The organism is Sphingobacterium suaedae (assembly GCF_042684625.1).
Classification (GTDB): domain Bacteria; phylum Bacteroidota; class Bacteroidia; order Sphingobacteriales; family Sphingobacteriaceae; genus Sphingobacterium; species Sphingobacterium suaedae.
This window is the reverse complement of record NZ_JBHULR010000021.1, coordinates 156,036-175,518: the sequence shown is the minus strand read 5'-3', so window position 1 is coordinate 175,518 and position 19,483 is coordinate 156,036. Positions and strand designations below refer to the sequence as shown.

At 43.5% G+C, this 19,483-nt stretch carries 18 protein-coding genes; 15 read left to right on the top strand and 3 right to left on the bottom strand.

All coding sequences use genetic code 11. The annotated features are described in order from the left end of the window. Positions 1–11 precede the first annotated feature (11 nt). The 15 genes from ACFSR5_RS20070 to ACFSR5_RS20000 all read left to right on the top strand — a co-directional run bounded on the left by ACFSR5_RS20070 (position 12) and on the right by ACFSR5_RS20000 (position 15,660). The gene (locus ACFSR5_RS20070; RefSeq protein ID WP_380906334.1) at positions 12–548 is read left to right on the top strand and encodes a serine O-acetyltransferase; all 537 of its coding nucleotides are present in this window, start codon (positions 12–14) and stop codon (positions 546–548) included. A gap of 9 nt (positions 549–557) precedes the next feature. Then, complete coding sequence (locus ACFSR5_RS20065) at positions 558–1,490, top strand: glycosyltransferase family 2 protein (RefSeq protein WP_380906333.1); 933 nt, start codon at positions 558–560, stop codon at positions 1,488–1,490. A gap of 18 nt (positions 1,491–1,508) precedes the next feature. Continuing rightward, positions 1,509–2,450 (top strand): glycosyltransferase family 8 protein, encoded by a 942-nt coding sequence (locus ACFSR5_RS20060; protein ID WP_380906331.1) that lies wholly within the window; start codon positions 1,509–1,511, stop codon positions 2,448–2,450. Positions 2,451–2,452: 2 nt separating this feature from the next. Further along, on the top strand, positions 2,453–3,313 hold the full coding sequence (locus ACFSR5_RS20055; RefSeq protein WP_380906329.1) for a beta-1,6-N-acetylglucosaminyltransferase: 861 nt from the start codon (positions 2,453–2,455) through the stop codon (positions 3,311–3,313). A 10-nt stretch (positions 3,314–3,323) separates the two neighbouring features. Next, positions 3,324–4,271, top strand: a complete 948-nt coding sequence (locus tag ACFSR5_RS20050; protein WP_380906328.1) for a capsular polysaccharide synthesis protein — start codon at positions 3,324–3,326, stop codon at positions 4,269–4,271. A 7-nt stretch (positions 4,272–4,278) separates the two neighbouring features. Beyond that, positions 4,279–5,190, top strand: a complete 912-nt coding sequence (locus tag ACFSR5_RS20045; protein ID WP_380906326.1) for a beta-1,6-N-acetylglucosaminyltransferase — start codon at positions 4,279–4,281, stop codon at positions 5,188–5,190. Further along, positions 5,180–6,175, top strand: a complete 996-nt coding sequence (locus ACFSR5_RS20040; RefSeq protein WP_380906325.1) for a glycosyltransferase family 2 protein — start codon at positions 5,180–5,182, stop codon at positions 6,173–6,175. The genes ACFSR5_RS20045 and ACFSR5_RS20040 overlap by 11 nt, the downstream gene beginning before the upstream one ends. 9 nt (positions 6,176–6,184) lie before the next feature. Then, the gene (locus tag ACFSR5_RS20035) at positions 6,185–7,441 is read left to right on the top strand and encodes a hypothetical protein (RefSeq protein WP_380906324.1); all 1,257 of its coding nucleotides are present in this window, start codon (positions 6,185–6,187) and stop codon (positions 7,439–7,441) included. Next, positions 7,438–8,589: a glycosyltransferase family 4 protein gene (locus ACFSR5_RS20030; RefSeq protein ID WP_380906322.1), complete on the top strand. Its 1,152-nt coding sequence runs from the start codon at positions 7,438–7,440 to the stop codon at positions 8,587–8,589. Before ACFSR5_RS20035 ends, ACFSR5_RS20030 begins: the two co-directional genes overlap by 4 nt. Continuing rightward, positions 8,582–9,733, top strand: coding sequence for a glycosyltransferase (locus ACFSR5_RS20025; protein ID WP_380906320.1), 1,152 nt, complete (start codon positions 8,582–8,584; stop codon positions 9,731–9,733). Before ACFSR5_RS20030 ends, ACFSR5_RS20025 begins: the two co-directional genes overlap by 8 nt. A gap of 13 nt (positions 9,734–9,746) precedes the next feature. Beyond that, positions 9,747–10,865 (top strand): glycosyltransferase, encoded by a 1,119-nt coding sequence (locus tag ACFSR5_RS20020; RefSeq protein ID WP_380906593.1) that lies wholly within the window; start codon positions 9,747–9,749, stop codon positions 10,863–10,865. 172 nt (positions 10,866–11,037) lie between these two features. Continuing rightward, positions 11,038–11,307 (top strand): PqqD family protein, encoded by a 270-nt coding sequence (locus tag ACFSR5_RS20015; protein WP_380906319.1) that lies wholly within the window; start codon positions 11,038–11,040, stop codon positions 11,305–11,307. Position 11,308: 1 nt separating this feature from the next. Then, positions 11,309–12,391, top strand: a complete 1,083-nt coding sequence (locus tag ACFSR5_RS20010; protein WP_380906317.1) for a nucleotidyltransferase domain-containing protein — start codon at positions 11,309–11,311, stop codon at positions 12,389–12,391. A 53-nt stretch (positions 12,392–12,444) separates the two neighbouring features. Continuing rightward, entirely contained in the window at positions 12,445–13,236 is a 792-nt protein-coding gene (locus ACFSR5_RS20005) for a polysaccharide biosynthesis/export family protein (protein ID WP_380906316.1), read from the top strand. A 6-nt stretch (positions 13,237–13,242) separates the two neighbouring features. Next, positions 13,243–15,660, top strand: coding sequence for a GumC family protein (locus tag ACFSR5_RS20000; RefSeq protein WP_380906314.1), 2,418 nt, complete (start codon positions 13,243–13,245; stop codon positions 15,658–15,660). Between the two features lie 46 nt (positions 15,661–15,706). Here ACFSR5_RS20000 and ilvA read toward each other — a convergent pair whose 3' ends face one another. The 3 genes from ilvA to leuB form a co-directional block, all read right to left on the bottom strand. After that, positions 15,707–16,954 (bottom strand): threonine ammonia-lyase IlvA, encoded by a 1,248-nt coding sequence (ilvA, locus tag ACFSR5_RS19995; RefSeq protein WP_380906313.1) that lies wholly within the window; start codon positions 16,952–16,954, stop codon positions 15,707–15,709. Between the two features lie 119 nt (positions 16,955–17,073). Beyond that, the gene (locus tag ACFSR5_RS19990; protein ID WP_380906311.1) at positions 17,074–18,231 is read right to left on the bottom strand and encodes a 2-isopropylmalate synthase; all 1,158 of its coding nucleotides are present in this window, start codon (positions 18,229–18,231) and stop codon (positions 17,074–17,076) included. Between the two features lie 97 nt (positions 18,232–18,328). Then, positions 18,329–19,405, bottom strand: coding sequence for a 3-isopropylmalate dehydrogenase (gene leuB / locus ACFSR5_RS19985; RefSeq protein ID WP_380906310.1), 1,077 nt, complete (start codon positions 19,403–19,405; stop codon positions 18,329–18,331). Positions 19,406–19,483: the final 78 nt, after the last annotated feature.

The window sequence follows — 19,483 nt, the reverse complement described above, 5'->3', positions numbered from 1 at the left end:
AAACAATAGACATGACACGTAAAGATTATATTGAGCAGGATCCCTATTTTTTTCCTGCGTTTTTGTCCAAGGCATTTTTTGTAGACTCGTTTTTAAAGTCTGAACAATATTATATCCGGCGCTATGTGTCTTTCTTGAGAAAGGAAGAATTTTACACCTTCCATGCACCGAATAAGCTGTTGCGGTATTATTATCAACGACGGAAGAATTTATTAGGTGTGAAATTGGGCTTTTTTATACCAGCCGGTTGCTTTGAAAGCGGATTAAAAATTTACCACTACGGATCCATTATCGTTAATCCGAAGGCTCGGATTGGTAAAAATTGTACGATACATGGGAATTGCTGCATCGGGAGCAAGGGAACATTCCCGGATGATTCGCCCCGTATTGGCGATCAGGTGGATATTGGGCAAGGCGCTCAAGTTCTTGGGGGAATAACCATTGCAGACGGCGTAAAGATTGGGGCAGGCGCAGTGGTCGTTCACGCTGTCTTAGAACCTCATGTTACGGTTGTTGGTGTTCCGGCTAAAATTGTTCATCCACATTAATTGTAAAGTATGGCTTTTGTATCCGTTGTACTCCCAGCCTATAAGGCCGCCTTCCTTCAGCAAGCACTGGACAGCATTTTGGCGCAGACCTTTACCGATTACGAACTCATAATTGTGGACGATGATTCGCCAGAAGATTTGGAGCGTATCGTCCGTCAATATGACGACCCTCGGATTCAATACTATCGGAACCCTCAAAATATTGGGGGAAGAAGTCTAGTTGCACAATGGACAAATTGTATAGCATACGCTTCAGGCACGTATTTAGTTCTTGCGGCAGATGACGACTATTACCACCCGGAGTTTTTGCAAACATGCGTTGGATTGTCCCAGCGATACCCACACGTGGACTTGATACGAACAGGCGCGCAACAAATTGATGAACACAATCAATTGATCGGAATCGACGGCATCCTTCCTGAATACTGTAGTAAATATCACTATCTTTTCTATTGGATTCAGGCCACGGCCTTCACCTGTATGGGCAATATGATGTTCAAGACGGAGGTACTCAAAAAGAATGGCTTTATAGATTTTCCATGTGCCTTCGGTTCGGATACTGCAATTGGGGTACGAATGTCGGAAAAGGGGGTGGCCAGCAGCCCTCGTATGCTGTTCAGTTTTCGAATTTCAGCTATCCACCTGTCGAGTAACATAAACAAGTTGGCGGAAAAACTAGAAGCAAATACTTTGTTGTTTGAATGGCTAAAAAATCTATCGTATGAACGGCCCGAAGATCCTTTGGATCAATTTATGTTCGAGAAAACAACCTGGCCCGTATTGTATGCAAAGTGTACATATGATTATTATAACCTTGTTATTCGGCATTTGCCGTTTTATAAGTTTTACGAGATTAATAAGTGCCGCCTTCTAACTCGGAGGGATAAATTCGTTATGTTTTTACGATTTTGGAAGGATCAGCTAATTGGTCATGGTGGATAAGAAAATCTGAATGAAAAGATGACGAACTTCGCAGTAAATAGTATCCCAATCGTGTTGGCATTTACGCCGAACTATTTTGTTCCGGCAGCTACGTGTATTTTGTCTATTCTAAAATCAGCTAAATCCACGGACCATTTTCATTTCATCTGCCTGCTGACGGAGCCGCTTTCTCCCTCCTATATGGATAAATTGGTGCGCTTAGTTGGCGATAGTGCTGTATTTTCGTATATCAACCTGGAAGGTGCGTTGTCTGATATTTATGTCGATGAGAAATATACAGTAGCGGCTTCTTATCGGCTGCTGTTGCCCACGATCTTAATGGATTACGAGAAAGTATTGTATGTGGATTGTGATATGATCTTTAGAACTAATCTAGCAGATCTTTATAGGGATACAGAAATGGGAGCTCAGTATATGGCAGGCGTATTTGAGGCAACATTAGACTTTCAAGAGGCCTATCTGGAATCCATTGGCTGTCAGCCTGGACACTATATCAATTCTGGATTGTTGGTGATGAACCTACACGCGTTGCGTGAGGATCAGATGGTCGATAAACTGTTGCACGCTGCAAAGGCAGACTATCTGGAATTTCCGGATCAGGATGTCATCAATCAATTGTGTCATGGAAGAATCAGGGGGCTACCACCCTATTGGAACAGTATTCGAACATTTTGGCTACCGCAATATAAAGCCGCATTTTTGAAATACTACACGGAAGCAGATTGGCTAAACGTTCAAAAAACTGGAAATGTACACTACACGGGAGCAAAACCTTGGAACACATTTACGATTGGGTTTGCGATATGGTGGGATCATTTCGAGCAACTGCCGGCCGAGGTGAAGGAGCTGATGGTGGTACCTAAAGGGTTGTACTGGTTGTCAAAAATGTATAGAAATCCTGTAGGAAGACGGCTCATTGACGGGAGTCGTCACCTATATAGACGTTTAAGAAATAGATGAGTATGAGACACGCTTATCTGATTATGGCACATAATGAATTTGGGGTACTTCAAAAGCTGATCGATGCTTTGGATGATGATCGTAATGATATTTTTGTGCATGTTGATCAAAAGGTGAAAACATGTCCACGGTTGAACACGGAATCTGCCGGTCTTTTTTATACGGAAGAACGCATTGACGTGCGCTGGGGAACGATGTCTCAAATAAAAGCAGAATATGCTTTGTTCGAAGAAACTATTCGCCGCGGTGGGAATTACATACGGTATCATGTGCTATCCGGTACGCATCTGCCCTTAAAGCCACAGGATGCTATACATGCCTACTTTGCGAAAGAGGAAAATCGAAACAGTGAATTGCTTCGCTTTATGTATACCAATAAGTATGAAGTAAATATGAAACTTGGACGCTATCATTTTTGTTTAAATGGGTACCAACATCCAAATTCGTTCCTAAGGGCGGTTTCTTCTCGCGTATGGCATGGGTTACTGAAAGTACAATATATGTGTCGCATCCAACGGATGCCGCCTGCGGTGCAGATCAAGGCCAATAATTGGGTCAGTTTGACACCAAAGGCGGTGGCTTATATCGTGCTAAATAAAGCACGTATTCTAAAAGAATTTAGATGGACATTCTGTGGAGATGAATTTTTCATTCCTTATCTATTGGAGACTTCAAAAGATCCCTTTTTCATAAAGAATGATGCACAGTTGCTGTATGATGATATTCAGGAAAATGCCAATGCAAGGGTGTTAACAAATCGGGACTACGCGCTTTTGATGGAATCCGGATGCCTGTTCGCGCGTAAGTTCAGTGAGCAGCATATGGATATTGTATACGATATTTTAAAACAAGTAAAGTCATAACTGTAAACCAATGATTTCTCCCTTCCTAAAGAAAGCAGTACACCAAGAACCTTTTCAGGCGATTTGGCGAGCGATGCGAAAGCGAAAAATTTGGCTTCAGCACAAAAAGGTGTATGACTTTTGGAAGCCTGTCGTGGAAGATTATCATCAGGGAAAACTGTCTACATTTCGTTTTTCACCTAAAATCGATTTTGGATCCGATAAGATTATTTGGCAATATTGGGGACAGGGGTTTGATGATCGTAACGTGCCGGAGGTGGTTCGTATCTGTACGGAGTCGGTAACTACGCATAAAGGGGATTACCGCGTGGTACGATTGCATGACGGCAACATTTTGGATTATCTGGACATGCCCGCATTCGTTCAGGAAAAGAGACAAAATCCAGCCTTCAATCGAACTTTTTTTTCTGATCTGTTACGTGTTTGCTTGCTGTGTACGTATGGGGGAGTCTGGTTGGACGCTACGATCTTGCTGACGAAGCCTTTGCCTGAATCTTTGCGGCAATTGCCTTACTTTGTCTATCAACGGGATGGTGCGGTTTCGGATCGAAAATTTTGGGAACAAAGCTACGCATATTATTGGGGATGGGATGCTCGATTTAAAGTGCGTATGTTAAACAGTATTTTGTTTGCAAGGAAGGAGGGCGTTTTGATCCAAGCATTGCAAGATCTACTGTTACACTATTGGGAAAAGCAAAACGATATCATTGATTATTTCTTCTTCCAGATATTATTTGAGGTACTGACGGAGCATACCGATCGTTATGATCGCTGTCCGGTGGTCAGCGATACGGTTCCGCATTTGTTGCAGGCGAAAATCAATAATCCCGATAGTGCTATCGTCTATGCCGATGTCATAGCATGGAATGATATGCACAAAATGTCCTACTTTGGTGCGGAGGCGATGAAGCGTTTCCGGGAGATGGTTGAACAGTTGAATGGTAAGAGAACGGTTTAGGATTGAAATGATGGAACAGATAAAACATGCGTATTTGATACTTGCCCACCATGAATTTGATATTTTGGGACGTTTATTAATCGCACTAGATCATGAACAGAATGATATTTTTATTCACGTCGATCGAAAGGTAGGAACGTTGCCACAACTGGCAACACGTTTTGCACACTTGTATGTATTGGAAGAGCGCATCGATGTGCGTTGGGGCGACGTGAGTGTCATTGAAGCGGAGTTGCTCTTATTTGAAGAAGCGCAGAAAAGGGGGCCTTATGGGCATTATCATTTGTTGTCCGGAGTAGATATGCCGTTACGTAGCCAAGCGGAAATCCATACGTTCTTCAATAATCACGCAGGAAAACTATTTATCGGATTCTCCGCAGGAGATCAATCGGAACAGATTACTAGAAAAGTGCGCCGGTATCATCTTTTTCCGCGTCATTTTCGCACTGTGTCGGGTACCACTGGGAGCATTAGGAGGGTAATTCGATTTTTAGGTTTGCGACTACAGTTTCTATTCGCCGTATACCGACATCGGGCGATCAATTTCAAGAAAGGCACGCAGTGGGTAAGTGTGACGGAACCCTTTGTATCTTACGTGCTTACCCAGAAAAAGCATATCTTAGCGCAATACAAGATGACATTTTGCGCCGACGAAATCGTTTTGCAGACGTTATGCTGGAACTCATCTTTTCGAGCAGATATTTACGATGTAGCGCTGGAGGGAACAGGCTCACAGCGGCTAATTCGATGGAAGGATAACGTATTGCACGACTGGGGAAATGACGATTTCGATGAGCTGATTTCCGCGAATTATATGTTTGCTCGTAAGTTTAACAGTTCGCAGATAGAAATAGTGGACCGTCTTTTAGCATCGATTGTACCGGCGAAAACCAATAATGAATTAGCACATGGCGAATAAACAACCTTTTGTTTCCATTATCGTACCGGTTTTCAACGCAGAAAAAACGCTGCCGGTATGTCTAGGTGCCTTGGAGAGCCAGACTTATTCTGCTATAGAATTGATTTTTGTCAATGATTGTAGCCAGGATAACAGTTTAACCCTGATCGAAGAGTTTTGCTCGGACGTTTCGCATCGCATACGGGTACAGGTTTACTCCCACGTAATGAATAAAGGAGTTGCTGCTGCTCGTAACACGGGCCTGAACTTAGTGACAGGTGATTTTATTTATTACGTTGATGCAGACGATCGACTTGAACCTGATGCGATCTCGGTCATGGTCGATACCGCACTGGCAACGAAAGCGGATATTGTGGGATGTAATTGGTTCTTGTCTTTTGTGGGCGGCGAACGTAAAATGAAGCAACCTTATTTTGCGGATCCCTGGGATGCTATTTCGAAGATCTTGGCAGGTACGATGCGATGGAATCTTTGGCTATTTTTGGTGAAACGTACGCTCTATGAGGATTATGCGATCCGATTTATAGACGGGATGAATATGGGCGAAGATTTACTGATTATGGTACGGTTATTTAGTGTTGCGCAACATGTTGCCTATGTAGATAGGGGGCTTTATCACTATGAAAAGTCAAATGAAGAGTCCTTAACCCGGTTGTACTCCGCTCAGCATATGGAACAGGTTACCTTTCATGTAGATGAAGTGGAACGTAGTCTGAAAACAAGCAGGTTTGCAGGTCGGGTTGGCAAATTGATCGACCTGCTGAAGTTTCATATTAAACTGCCTTTTTTGATTTCGGATAAAAATTCCAGTTATAGGACCTGGCTGAGTTGGTTTCCGGAGATCAACACAACATCCTGGAGCAAGCGTGAATTACCCGCTCGATTGCGCCTGTTGCGGTGGGCCGCACTAAATAAACAATTCTGGATATTAAAGTTTCATTATTATCTGTTGACAAGAGTGATATATGGTGTCATCTATAAATAAGTAAAGCGCATGGCAATAGTTCGTTTTGTTCAATATATGTTGATGGGGGGATTGGTCAGTTTCTATTTCTTTCCAATAGGCTTTACCTTTCTGCCGTCGTCTTTAAATACAAAAGTTATATTAGCCGGTTTAGGAATCATAGCACTGGGCTTTGATTGTATTCAGAGAAGGGCGGTTCGTGTTCCTAGAGCATTGCTCGGAGCGATTGGTTTAGTCGTCTTATTTTCACTGGTATGTTTTATCGCTGTCGATGTCAATGAAACAAACGACTATTCCTATGCGTCCTATTATTCCAGTTTTGCGGTATGGTTGTTGGCAGCCTATGGCGTCTATGCTTGTTTACGCATGCAACATGGGCGTGTGGATATACCCTTGTTGACATTCTATTTGGCGGGGGTATGTTTTGGACAGTGTGTTGCTGCTCTTTTAATTGATAACATCCCGTCCGTTCAGATAGCTGTCGACAGTTATGTCAGTCAGGGACAAGAGTTCTTTGAAGAGGTAGATCGACTCTATGGTATTGGAGCAGCCTTAGACACGGCTGGTGTGCGGTTTTCGATTGTATTAATTATGATTGCCGGTGTGCTGAGCCGTGATCCGCAGACGCGCAGGACTCCTTGGACAATAGCACTCCTGTTGGTGGCATTTTTTACCATTGCATTGGTCGGTAATATGATCGCACGAACTACGATGGCGGGCGTAGGCTTTGCAACCCTGTACTTCGTTGCTGCGTCTGGACTCTTCCGTATCATTGTGAAATATGAATCCATTAAATTGGGGATATGGTTTGGTGGACTTTTGTTGTTGGCCATTTTCATTGCTACGTATTTGTATCAAACCGACGAAGCATTTCACGATCACCTACGATTTGCTTTTGAGGGATTCTTTAACTGGGTGGAAAAAGGGGAGTGGCGTACCGACTCTACCGATAAATTGAACCGGGAGATGTGGGTATGGCCGACAGACGCAAAAACTTGGTTGATTGGCTCGGGTCTTTTCGACAATTGGGTCTACAGTACCGACATCGGCTACTGTCGCTTTATACTGTATTGCGGAATACTTGGGTTTAGCGTTTTCGCGTTGTTTTTTGTCTATAATGCTGTCTTGTTCGCAAAACTCTATCCCCGTTATTGGGGGATTTTCGCGTTATTACTCTTACTTTCCTTTGTCATTTGGCTTAAAGTAGCCACCGATATATTTGTCATCTATGCCTTGCTTTATGCTATGGGGACTAACCGTAACTTAACACCCGCGACAACTGTATGAAAATCGTATACTGTATCGCCGCAACACATAATTCGGGCGGCATGGAAAGGGTATTGACCAATAAGGCGAACGAGCTGGTGCGTAGAGGATATACGGTCGTTATCGTAACGACGGATCAGAATGGAAAGCCCGCATACTTCGATGTAGATCCACGGATCCATTGCTACGATCTAGATATAAACTATGTTGATGAACAAGGGAAGGGACCAATAACAAAGACGCTAAATTATCTGCGTAAGCAGCGTTTGCACAGAAAAAAACTGACGGCTTTGTTGACGAAACTCCAACCCGATGTCGTCGTCTCGATGTTCGACCACGATGTTTCTTTTCTATACAAGGTGCAGGAGGGAAGTAAAAAGGTGTTGGAAATCCATTTTTCCCGATTTAAGCGCATACAGTACAATCGGACGGGGATTTGGAGAATGATCGATCGATGGCGTAGCCGACAAGACGTGTCCTTGGCTAAAAAATATGATCGTTTTGTTGTATTAACCGAAGAAGATAAGGGGTATTGGGGGGCTCTTCCGAATATGCTCGTGATTCCAAATGCGAATAGCTTTGAGTCTCTTGGTGATGCCCCTTTAACAGCAAAGCGCGTCATCGCTGTGGGACGTTATGACTATCAGAAAGGTTTCGATGAATTGATTCAGGTATGGCATTTGGTGCATGCGTGCCATCCGGATTGGAGGTTGGACATTTTTGGAAAAGGACCTCTTCAGGAAAAATTGCAACGGCAAATAGAGGCGCTCGGTTTGGGAGAAACCGTGTCGCTGCGCGCACCCGTACAACATATTGAGCAGGAGTATATGGCAAGTTCCATACTGGCCATGACATCGCGTTACGAGGGGCTTCCCATGACCCTTTTAGAAGCGCAGGCTTGTGGCCTGCCCTTAGTTGCCTACGCCTGTAAATGCGGACCCAGAGACATTATCGTGGATGGGAAAAATGGATATCTACTAATGGAATACGATCGACAAGGGATGGCGAACAGATTGATGGAAATTATGGAAAATGATGATTTGCGTGCGCACATGGGAAAAGCGTCTAGAGAAAAAAGCATCCTATTTTCGAAGGATCGTGTTATGCAACAATGGATACAGCTATTCGAAGAACTCAACCAACAGATGGGGAGGCATGACCATGAGTAGAAGAACAATCGTCGTTTCGGCCGTTAATCTGGTCGAGGCCGGAACGTTGGCTATTCTGAGAGATTGCTTATCGTACTTGTCGACGTTGGCTATCCAGGAGGATTTTCGTGTGGTTGCCATTGTTTATAAAAAGGAGATGGCTAATTTTCCGAATATTGAATATATTGAAACGCAGTGGCCGAAGAAACGCTGGGTAAATAGGTTATGGTACGAATATGTAAGCCTACGTAGGATATCCAAAAACTTGTCTCCGGTTTACTTGTGGCTATCGCTGCACGACACGTCTCCATCTGTACGAGCAGAACGCAGAGCAGTCTATTGCCATAACGCTTTTTCTTTTTACAAATGGCGGATGCACGACCTGTTGTTCGCACCAAAAATTGCGTTGTTCGCTATGTTCACCAAATGTATTTATAAAACGAATATTAAAGAGAATACCTACGTGGTTGTTCAACAGCAATGGTTTAAGGAGGCTATGCGCCATATGTTTTCCCTTGACTTCCATCGAATTATTGTGGCTCCGCCGCAGCGCGGCACTTCAATTGATATATTATCAAATAACGGCCACGGGGCAAAAAAAACGTACACATTTTTATTCGCGGGATCTCCCAATAGTCATAAGAACTTTGATATCGTTTGCCGAGCTGCTGCTATCGTGGAGAAAGAAGGATATGACAATTTTAATGTGCTTATTACTGTAAAGGGCGATGAAAATCGGTACGCACGTTGGTTACATAAACGCTGGGGACAGGTGAAAGCGTTGAATTTTATGGGATTTGTAAGCAAAGCGGAATTGGAACGTTTGTATCAGGAGACAGATTGTCTACTGTTTCCGTCTAAAGTAGAGACCTGGGGATTACCGATTTCAGAGTTCGCAAGTTTGAAGCGCCCTATGTTGTTGGCCGGGCTGCCGTATGCAAGGGAAACAGCTGCCGGCAGTAAACAGGTGGCTTTCTTCGACCCGGATCAACCAGCTCATCTGGCGGATCAGATGAAGAAATTGATACGAGGGGATCGATCTTTTTTACAGGAGGTGCCCCCGACGGTGTACAAGGAGCCCATGGCGACCTCTTGGGACGAACTATTTTCCTTGCTTTTGACGGATCAAAAACGACAAAATAACAGTTCACTGAAGGATTTGTAAATAGTATAATGTGATGAAAGTATTGCAACTTGGAAAATTTTATCCGATTCGTGGAGGCGTAGAAAAGGTCATGTATGACCTAACGTTAGGGCTTTCCGAACAAGGGATTTCATGCGATATGCTGTGTGCTGCTACGGAAAATCATCCGGCAGAAACCATAGCGCTGAATGCCTGTGGCCGTATATTGGTCATGCCTACCCAGCTAAAATTAGCAGCAACCATGATTGCTCCTTTGATGATCACAACACTCCGGAAGATCGCAAACACCTATGATATCATACATATTCATCATCCAGATCCCATGGCCTGTCTAGCCCTATGGTTATCGGGCTACAAGGGTAAGGTGGTGCTGCACTGGCATGCGGATATTCTAAAACAAAGGATGTTATTGAAATTGTACAAACCATTACAAAATTGGTTGATTAAGCGTGCAGATATCATCGTAGGAACATCGCCTGTATATGTTGCGGAGTCTACGTTTCTGCAACATGTACAGCACAAATTGGATTATATACCCATCGGCGTAGAACCTGCTCAGGTAGATAGGGATCAAGTGCGAGCCATTCGGGCACGTTATGCCGGAAAGCGTCTTGTTTTTTCACTGGGTCGTTTGGTCGAATACAAGGGGTATGAATATTTGATTCGGGCTGCGGCAAACCTTCCTGATAACTATCAGATTTTGATCGGAGGTAAAGGTCCTTTACACGATACCTTGAAGCATTTAATTGCCGACTTAGGCTTAAAGGAGCGCGTTTGCTTATTGGGATTTTTGTCGGACAAGGAAGTTCCTAACTATTTCGCAGCAGCCGATGTGTTTTGCTTAAGCTCGATCTGGAAAACCGAAGCATTTGCTATTGTACAAATTGAAGCGATGTCTGTAGGAGTTCCCGTCGTATCTACCTACATCCCCGGGTCTGGAGTCAGCTGGGTGAATAAAGAAGACGTGTCGGGATTGATTGTAGAAGCCCAGAATGAAGAAATGCTCGCAAATGCATTGCGACGAATCTTTGACGAGGAAGGTTTGCGACAACGGTTGTCGACGGGAAGTACTCAACGTTATCAAAACTACTTTACGCGTGAGGCGATGGTCGCGAAAAGCCGTTCCATTTATACGGCATTACTCAGGCAGTAACTGACGAAGGATTACTCCATCTTATTGGTGTGGAAGACGAAGTTCCGTTAAAGTTCCATACATATTGTAGTAGAAGAAATTCTACAATTATTTAAGAAGTTCCTGAACCATAATGTGCTCACTTCAATAAAGCGTAAATTTGTACGACAACATTTGGAGTTAGACACCGACAATGAAATTAAGAAAAGATTTACGGCTCAGACATTTAGGAGGAGAACATGTTATCGTGGAACCCGCCTTGGGAATGGAGGATCTATCCAATATCCATACCTTGAATGATACCGCGGCTTATGTATGGGAGGCATTGCAAGATAAGGAATTCACAATAGCATCAGTGACAGAGGTTCTTTTGGATCGGTATGATGTTACGGAAGCGATCGCAGCGAGTGATGCCGCGGTACTTGTACGTGACTTTGAAAAACGAGGATTATTGACTTCATAAAATGATAAAGGATCGGGTTGTAGATGTTTTTTTTGTGTTATTGCGAGCGGGGCTCTGGAACCGTCCGGTCGAGTCTACGGCCTCTTTTCCATTATCCGACACAGAATGGGACAGCCTGTTTCAACTAGCCGTACAACAAACCGTTGAGGGAATTGTCTATGACGGACTCGAATCAATAGACGTTGCGTTTCTGCCGCCGAGGAAAACACGTTTTGAATGGTTTGCGCGGATTGAGCATATTGAAAGACGAAACGATAAGATCAACACCATATTAGCGGAACAGGTCGTTTTTTTTTCTGACAGAGGGCTGCATCCATTGTTACTTAAGGGGCAGGCGCTGGCGGCCTGTTACCACAATCCTACCCGACGGATATGTGGTGACATTGATTGGTATTTTGATAACGAACATGCATATAATGAGGCAAGCGACGTTATTGCTCTCGCTGGGATTGACTTAATAAAGGTTGCTGGATCAAGTGTCTGTTATGTATGGAAAGACAGTGATATTGATCATCATCGGCATCTTTTTGATATTCATAATCCCTTTGTTTACCGCTATCTCCGCCGACTCGAGCGAGAGGAAACGGCGTCTTCGTTACGGATAAATGATATAAGTGTTTCAATCCCGTCGCCGATGTTACAGATGATACAGGTAAACGTCCATATTTTAAAACACTTACTATCTTTCGGAATAGGATTGCGACAACTTTGCGATGCTGCACGTGTGTACGCTACCTATGTAGGACAGGTCGATGGAACGAAATTAAAGCAGGTATATCGAAAATTGGGGATTTCTAGATGGATCATGGTTTTGCACAAATTGCTTGTGACGTATTTGGGTATGCCGAAAAGTAATCTGCCTTTTCCTTTGGCAACAGCGGTCTCTGCCGATTGGATGATGCAGGATATTTTAACAGCTGGTAATTTCGGTTTTCATGATGAGCGGTTCCTGACAAAAGGAAAAAATGAGCGTACGAGAAAGGGACAACGTCTGTGGCGTAGTTTTTTGATCTATTTCAGATATGCACCCATGGAGGCAATCTGCTTTCCGCTGGTACACTGGTACTCTGGACTAACCAAATAGGCATTTACGTATTGACAGATCATATATACAACCATAATATAATATAATATAAAATGAATAAGTTTATTTTAGGAATGTGGCTAACGGCGGTGGCCCTGCTAAGTTCATGTGGAGCCTCAAAAGTAGTTTACGTGAAAGATTTAGACGTCAACTCGCCTTATGAGACAGCAGAAGCACCTGCCCTACGCGTTCAGAAAAATGACAGACTAAGTATTGTTATTAGTGCAAAGAATCCAGAGCTAGCAGCCCCATTTAATGGCGGTTATGGAGCGTATAAAGTCAACGACGATGGAAGTGTCGCTTCGGGTCTTATTTCTTCTCCCGGAACACAAGGTTATTTGGTGGATAAAAACGGAAAGATTGATTTTCCCGTTTTGGGTAGCTTAAATGTACTAGGCCTAACTTTAGATCAGGTTCGAACGCTAATACGTGAACGTTTGATTTCGGAAAGCTATATCAGCGATCCAGTTATCAAAGTGGAACTGCTGAATCTGAAAATTAGCATGATGGGTGAGGTCGCAGCCATTAGTGTCATTAATGTGCCAGATGCCCAAATTACGTTGCTAGAAGCCATAGCCAAGGCGGGTGGTCTGAGTAGAAACGCTGATCCTTCCAAAATAGTTGTACTACGCGAAGAGGCGGGTGTCCGTAAGAAAATAATGACGGATATTGAATCGAAAGAAATATTTAATTCTCCAGCATACTACCTGCAACAAAATGATATAGTATATGTAGAACCTAAATCTGCGGTGACTACACCGAAAGAAGAACGTACGTGGAGGGTATTAGGTTTGACGATGGGTATGGTAACTTTCGTATTGTCTTTAGCCACCTTATTAAAATAAATCTTGATGAAGACAAATTTGCAAGAAGAGGTAAATCAACAGGGGAAGGGGGATAGCAGCATCAATATTTTGGATATCCTGAAATATTTGCTCTTCCATTGGAAGTGGTTTTTACTGTCTATCTGGATCTTTGGGACCTATTACTATTACCAGTATAGCAAAACACCTTTTATTTATAGTCAGTCTGAAACGGTGATGATTAAAACGCCAGCAAATACTCAGGCTACGGCAAGGTTGACTCGAACGAACTCTTCTTATAATTCGATAAGTGTGGCAAGCGAAATCTTACAGCTAAAATCCAAAGAACTGATGCGGCAAACTATTGAGCGTATCAATGCAGATAAAAGCTATACTGTAGAGAAAGGATTGCGGACCTACGAATTGTATAAGCACTCGCCGGTGCAAGTGGAGGTTCGCGGTAAGGTTGGCAGCGACAGTTACGCTTTTACGATCACTCCAGTGGATGACGAAATGGTGCTCTTGAGTGCCTGGACCAAAGAAAATCAGGAACCGGCCATCAAAATTCCTTTGAATAAATATGTTAAAACGCCGGTCGGTGAGATTCTTGTAAAACCCACAATACAGTATGTACCTAGTAGCTTTGGCGATGATATACGTGTTACTAAGTATACGCAAGGAGATATGGTTGGATATTTTATGGGTAATCTGAATATCACGCAGCTCGAAGATGACGCTTCGCTCCTCCGTATTACGGCTGAGGATGCGAATCCTGATCGCGCGGCGGATTTGATAACAACGCTTATTAGTGTATATAATGAGGTCAATCTTAGAGATAAAAATCAGATAGCAATTAATACAGCCGATTTTATCCGAGATCGATTGACCATTATGGAAGATGAATTGGGAATCGTTGAATCGGACATAGAAAGGTTACGAACCGCAAACCAAGGTATTGATGTGAACTCGGCAGGGCAGATGTATGTTTCGGATGTGCGCCAATTTCAAACTGAAGGAGCTCGTGTGGAAACAGATATTAAACTGGCGCAAATGATGCGTGAATATCTAAAGACTCAGGGCGAGGGGGGCGACCTTATTCCGAACAACACGGGCTTGGTTGATGCGAGCGTTGAAAATCAAATTGCAGAATATAACTATACATTGTTGCGCCGGAATAGACTGTCAGATGGTAACACGGCTAATCCAGTCATCCAAGACCTTGACCGTGCGCTTTCAGCGATGCGGGGAAATATCGATAGAGCTGTTGATAACGCTTTAACAGGTTTAGACATAAAGAGAAATAATATTTTCCGCGAAGAGCGACAAGCAAGAAGTAAGGCGCTACAGATCCCTGAGAAACAACGGGCTATGTTGTCTGTGGAACGTCAGCAAAAGGTGAAGGAGGAACTGTATCTCTACTTACTAAATAAGAGGGAGGAAAATGCGCTAAATCAAGCCATGACTGAGGATAATATACGGATTATTGATCCGGCTTCAGGATCTCGCCAACCTATTTATCCAAACATGCTGCGTAAAGTGGCTATGGGCGTGGCTATCGGCGGAATGTTGCCTGCAGTTATTTTGTTGTTGTTACTTATGTTAGATACGGGTGTGCGGGGCCGTCGAGACATTGAAGATACGATATCTGTTCCGTTTTTAGGTGAAATACCGTTGGTTAAAGATCGATCCAAGCGAAAAGCCGTTAGCGGAGATATACTAGTTAGCAGGACCGGTCGAGATGCATTAACAGAAGCGTTTCGGATACTACGGACGAATATTAGCTTTATGACAAAGAATGAGGTGGCGCCGAAAGTAATAACATTGACCTCTTTCGGCGCAGGTGTAGGAAAAACATTCAGCGCATTGAATTTGTCGACGACCTTATCCTTTCTGGATAAAAAAGTTGCTATTCTTGATTTGGATTTGCGGAAAGGGACACTATCCTCCCGTATGGAAGTTAACTACGGGAGGGGAGTAAGTCATTATTTAGCAGATGCGTCATTGACATTGGAAGATATTCGTTACGAAAGTGGAGTTGCCGATAATTTGGACTTTTATCCCATTGGAGCGATAGCGCCAAACCCTGTCGAATTGCTGCTCGGGTCCCGACTTGACCAGCTACTGTTAGAATTGAGAAACCGGTATGATTACGTTGTTGTTGACGGTGTACCCGTTGGAGTTGTCGCGGATGCTACCGTAGTAGACCGAGTATCGGATTTGACGTTATTTATTGTGCGCGCTGGAAGGATGGATAAACGACAACTTCCTGAAATCGAAAAGCTATATAAAACAGGTAAGCTTTCGCATTTAGCGATTGTGTTAAATGGACTAAAATTGGGAGGTCCAAGATATGGCTATGGTTATGGATATGGCTATGGTTACGGTTATGGATACGGTTATGGCTACGGGCTTAAAAAAAAGAAGCGAAAAGGATTCTTTCAAAGGCTTTTACCAAAAAAGCGTTAAAAAGATATAGCCGTTCTAATCGAATGGCTATATCTTTTTAAATATCTTAGACCAAATATTCAAAGAGTGTTTGGTCTTTATTTATTTCGATGAAATCAAATTTGTATGCTTTCATCCGTTCAATAAATGTCGTATAATCTTTTGGATCGTTGAGTTCGATACCAATCAGTGCTGGCCCGCGTTCGCGCTCTGTTTTTTTGATATACTCAAAACGGGTAATATCGTCTTTCGGCCCAAGCACTTCAGTTACCAATAAACGCAAGGCTCCGGGACGCTGTGGGAAACGAACGATAAAATAATGTTTGAATCCTTCATAAAGAAGAGACATCTCTTTGATTTCGCTCATACGATCGATATCGTTGTTTCCGCCCGATACAATACAGACGACCTTTTTTCCCTTGATCTCTTCTCTATGAAATTCGAGGGCAGCAATAGAAAGTGCACCGGCGGGCTCAGCCACGATGGCATCTTTGTTGTAAAGCTGCAGAATCGTTGTACAGATTTTGCCTTCAGGTACAGGTTTTACGCTATCCAATAGTTGACTGCTGATAGCATACGTTAATGCACCAATCTTTTTAACGGCGGCGCCATCCACAAACTTATTAATGTGATCCAGCTCGATAGGGCCGTTATGCTGAAGAGCCGCCAACATGGAGGGGGCGCCCTCTGGTTCGATACCGTACAGTTTCACGTGTGGAGCGTACTTTTTCATGTGGTAACTTACACCCGATGATAATCCTCCGCCTCCGATAGGAATAAAAATTGCATCCAAATCCGGAAGGTCTTCCAAGATCTCGACGGCTACTGTACCTTGTCCTTCAATAACCTTCTCATCATCAAACGGAGGAATAAAGGTCATATTATGTTCTTTGCTATATTCCAAAGCGGCTTTCTGACAGTCGTCAAAAGTGTCTCCGGTCAATACGATCTCTATACTGCCATTTCCCCACATTTCAGTTTGTGTGATTTTTTGGCGAGGAGTGGGGCCGGGCATAAAGATAATGCCTTTAATATTGAGTTTTTTGCAAGAAAGCGCGACCCCTTGTGCATGGTTGCCTGCACTAGCACAGGTGACGCCTCGACTGCGTTGGTCATCAGAAAGGCTGACAATTTTATTGTACGCGCCACGTAGCTTATACGAGCGAACAACTTGAAGGTCTTCTCGTTTTAGGTATACATCGGCTCCGTACTTTTCGGATAGATGTAAGTTGTATTGCAGTGGAGTACGGTTAACAATGCCCTTGATGCGTTCAGCTGCTTGTCGAGAGTCTATGGTTAAGGTTGATAGATCCATTTTAAAAAAATAATATAAATATCAGAAAACGTCTGGCGAGCCCTAGGGGCTTCTGTCAGACGTTTTCTGGATGTAGCTTCTCTGGCTTAGCGGGTTTAACAATTTCTCGTTGACGAAAACTACGCTTGCATCAATGCTTTTAGGTCGTCGTCGCAAAGGTCTTTCTTTCCATCAGCTAAAATGAGGAATTTTTCATATGTAGCTGCTAGTTGATCTTTGTCGAGCTGATAACCTAACCGCTCTAAATGATGTTTAAGAGCATGCCGGCCCGAACGCGCTGTCAATATAATGTCGGCCTCGTCTAATCCGACGTCTTCTGGACGAATGATTTCATAATTTTCCCGATGCTTAAGGAATCCATCTTGATGAATCCCCGAGCTGTGTGCGAACGCATTTTTACCTACAATCGCCTTATTTGGTTGCACAGGCATGCGCATCATAGCACTGACTTTGCGAGAAATCGCTGTAAACATCGTGCTATTGATATTGGAGGTTAGACCAGGAAATTGCTGCTGGTGTACCTTTAGGATCATAGCTACTTCCTCTAGTGAAGTATTTCCTGCTCGTTCACCGATACCATTTATGGTGCATTCCACCTGGCGGGCGCCATGTTGCACTGCCGCTATGGAATTGGCCGTGGCCAAGCCTAGATCATTATGGCAATGAGCGGAGATGATGGCTTGATCAATATTACGCACATGGTCTTTTAAATATTGAATTTTTGATCCATATTGGTCAGGTAGACAATAGCCGTTGGTGTCTGGAATATTCACGACCGTTGCGCCGGCGGCGATAACAGCTTCAACCATTTGGGATAGATATCCCAAATCCGCACGACCCGCATCTTCTGCATAAAATTCGACATCTTCTACATAAGACTTGGCGTGTTTGACCGCCGCCACTGCGCGTTCTAAAATCTCTTCCCGTGACGAATTAAATTTATATTTGATATGCATGTCCGAGGATCCTATTCCTGTGTGTATACGTGGACGTTTTGCATATTTTAATGCATCTGCAGCTACATCGATATCGTTTTTATTAGCCCGTGTTAGCGCACAGATAATAACATCATCTACGGCTTTAGACAATTCAACCACAGATTGAAAATCACCTGGACTTGATACCGGAAATCCCGCTTCAATAATATCGACGCCCAGCGACTCTAGGTCTTTTGCGATCTCAATTTTTTCTGGCGTAGTCAATTGACAGCCTGGAACCTGTTCGCCGTCGCGAAGTGTGGTGTCGAAAATGTATAAGTGATTCGGATCGTGTAACATAATTTTAAATTAAAAAGTTAAAATTCAACTAGTTGTAACGTTTTTGAAACGTTTTTTTGAGTCCAATTGGAATCGGGAGTTCACTCGCGTTCGCTCTTTACGATGCTAAAAACTCAAGAACTTTAGCTCCCATCTCATTGGTGCCTAAGATACGGTCCGCAGGTGTTTCTGCATTGGCAATATCTCCAGTTCTCCAGCCTGCTTTTAGCGTATCAGCAACCGCTTTAGTAACGGCCTTAGCCTCCGCTTGAAGGCCAAAGGCAATATCAAGCATCAACGCCGCCGAAAGGATAGAAGCCAACGGATTGGCTTTGTTCTGTCCAGCGATATCATGTGCGGATCCATGTATTGGCTCAAAAAAGCCGGTGCCATCGCCAATGGATGCAGAGGCTAGCATGCCCATAGATCCTGCGATTTGTGAAGCTTCATCAGTAAGAATATCGCCAAACAGATTGGCCGTAAGCACTACATCAAATTTTTTCGGATTCTTTACTAACTGCATCGCCGCGTTGTCAATGAACATATGCTCCGTTTCCACGTCTGCATATTCTTTAGCTAATTCTTGTACGACTTCGCGCCACAGTCGAGATGTTTCTAGTACGTTTGCCTTATCCACTGAGCAAAGTCTTTTGTTACGTGTACGGGCAGCTTCATATGCTTTGCGCGCGATACGCTCCACTTCGTAGCGGTGATAATTCATGAGGTCAGAAGCGAAGGTGTTATCGTCATTCCTTTTCTTCTCGCCGAAATATACATCACCTGTCAGCTCTCGGAAGAATAAAATATCTGTTCCACGTAGCACTTCCGGCTTTAAGCTAGAGGCGTCCAGCAATTCATCAAATAAAAGTATGGGTCTTAAGTTCGCATACAAGCCGAGCTCTTTACGAATTTTCAACAGCCCTTGCTCCGGTCTTACCTTCGCTGACGGATCGTTATCGTATTTGGCATGACCTATTGCACCGAATAAAATAGCATCTGATGCTTTTGCTTTTTCTAACGTTTCGTCGGGCAATGGAGATCCTGTCGCTTCGATAGCCGTGTGTCCCATAATAGCTTCGTCAAAACTAAATGCGTGGCCATACTGTTGTGCTATGGCTTCTAAGACTTGTTTACCCCAGGTGGTTACTTCTTGTCCTATTCCGTCTCCTGGGATAATTAAAATGTTTTTTTTCATCTGTCAATTTTTACTTCTTAGTGATTAGATGGCACCTTCAATGGTTAATACAATGGTCGACCTAAGCCGATATTTGCC

Bases quoted from the DNA above. Each gene is read 5' to 3' on its own strand.
- ACFSR5_RS20030 (WP_380906322.1), top strand. From the start codon at position 7,438: ATGAAAATCGTATACTGTATCGCCGCAACACATAATTCGGGCGGCATG.
- ACFSR5_RS20065 (WP_380906333.1), top strand. From the start codon at position 558: ATGGCTTTTGTATCCGTTGTACTCCCAGCCTATAAGGCCGCCTTCCTT.
- ACFSR5_RS20020 (WP_380906593.1), top strand. From the start codon at position 9,747: ATGAAAGTATTGCAACTTGGAAAATTTTATCCGATTCGTGGAGGCGTA.
- ACFSR5_RS20045 (WP_380906326.1), top strand. From the start codon at position 4,279: ATGATGGAACAGATAAAACATGCGTATTTGATACTTGCCCACCATGAA.
- ACFSR5_RS20015 (WP_380906319.1), top strand. From the start codon at position 11,038: ATGAAATTAAGAAAAGATTTACGGCTCAGACATTTAGGAGGAGAACAT.
- ACFSR5_RS20025 (WP_380906320.1), top strand. From the start codon at position 8,582: ATGAGTAGAAGAACAATCGTCGTTTCGGCCGTTAATCTGGTCGAGGCC.
- ACFSR5_RS20070 (WP_380906334.1), top strand. From the start codon at position 12: ATGACACGTAAAGATTATATTGAGCAGGATCCCTATTTTTTTCCTGCG.
- ilvA (WP_380906313.1), bottom strand. From the start codon at position 16,954: ATGGATCTATCAACCTTAACCATAGACTCTCGACAAGCAGCTGAACGC.
- ACFSR5_RS19990 (WP_380906311.1), bottom strand. From the start codon at position 18,231: ATGTTACACGATCCGAATCACTTATACATTTTCGACACCACACTTCGC.
- leuB (WP_380906310.1), bottom strand. From the start codon at position 19,405: ATGAAAAAAAACATTTTAATTATCCCAGGAGACGGAATAGGACAAGAA.
- ACFSR5_RS20055 (WP_380906329.1), top strand. From the start codon at position 2,453: ATGAGACACGCTTATCTGATTATGGCACATAATGAATTTGGGGTACTT.
- ACFSR5_RS20035 (WP_380906324.1), top strand. From the start codon at position 6,185: ATGGCAATAGTTCGTTTTGTTCAATATATGTTGATGGGGGGATTGGTC.
- ACFSR5_RS20005 (WP_380906316.1), top strand. From the start codon at position 12,445: ATGAATAAGTTTATTTTAGGAATGTGGCTAACGGCGGTGGCCCTGCTA.
- ACFSR5_RS20060 (WP_380906331.1), top strand. From the start codon at position 1,509: ATGACGAACTTCGCAGTAAATAGTATCCCAATCGTGTTGGCATTTACG.
- ACFSR5_RS20000 (WP_380906314.1), top strand. From the start codon at position 13,243: ATGAAGACAAATTTGCAAGAAGAGGTAAATCAACAGGGGAAGGGGGAT.
- ACFSR5_RS20050 (WP_380906328.1), top strand. From the start codon at position 3,324: ATGATTTCTCCCTTCCTAAAGAAAGCAGTACACCAAGAACCTTTTCAG.
- ACFSR5_RS20040 (WP_380906325.1), top strand. From the start codon at position 5,180: ATGGCGAATAAACAACCTTTTGTTTCCATTATCGTACCGGTTTTCAAC.
- ACFSR5_RS20010 (WP_380906317.1), top strand. From the start codon at position 11,309: ATGATAAAGGATCGGGTTGTAGATGTTTTTTTTGTGTTATTGCGAGCG.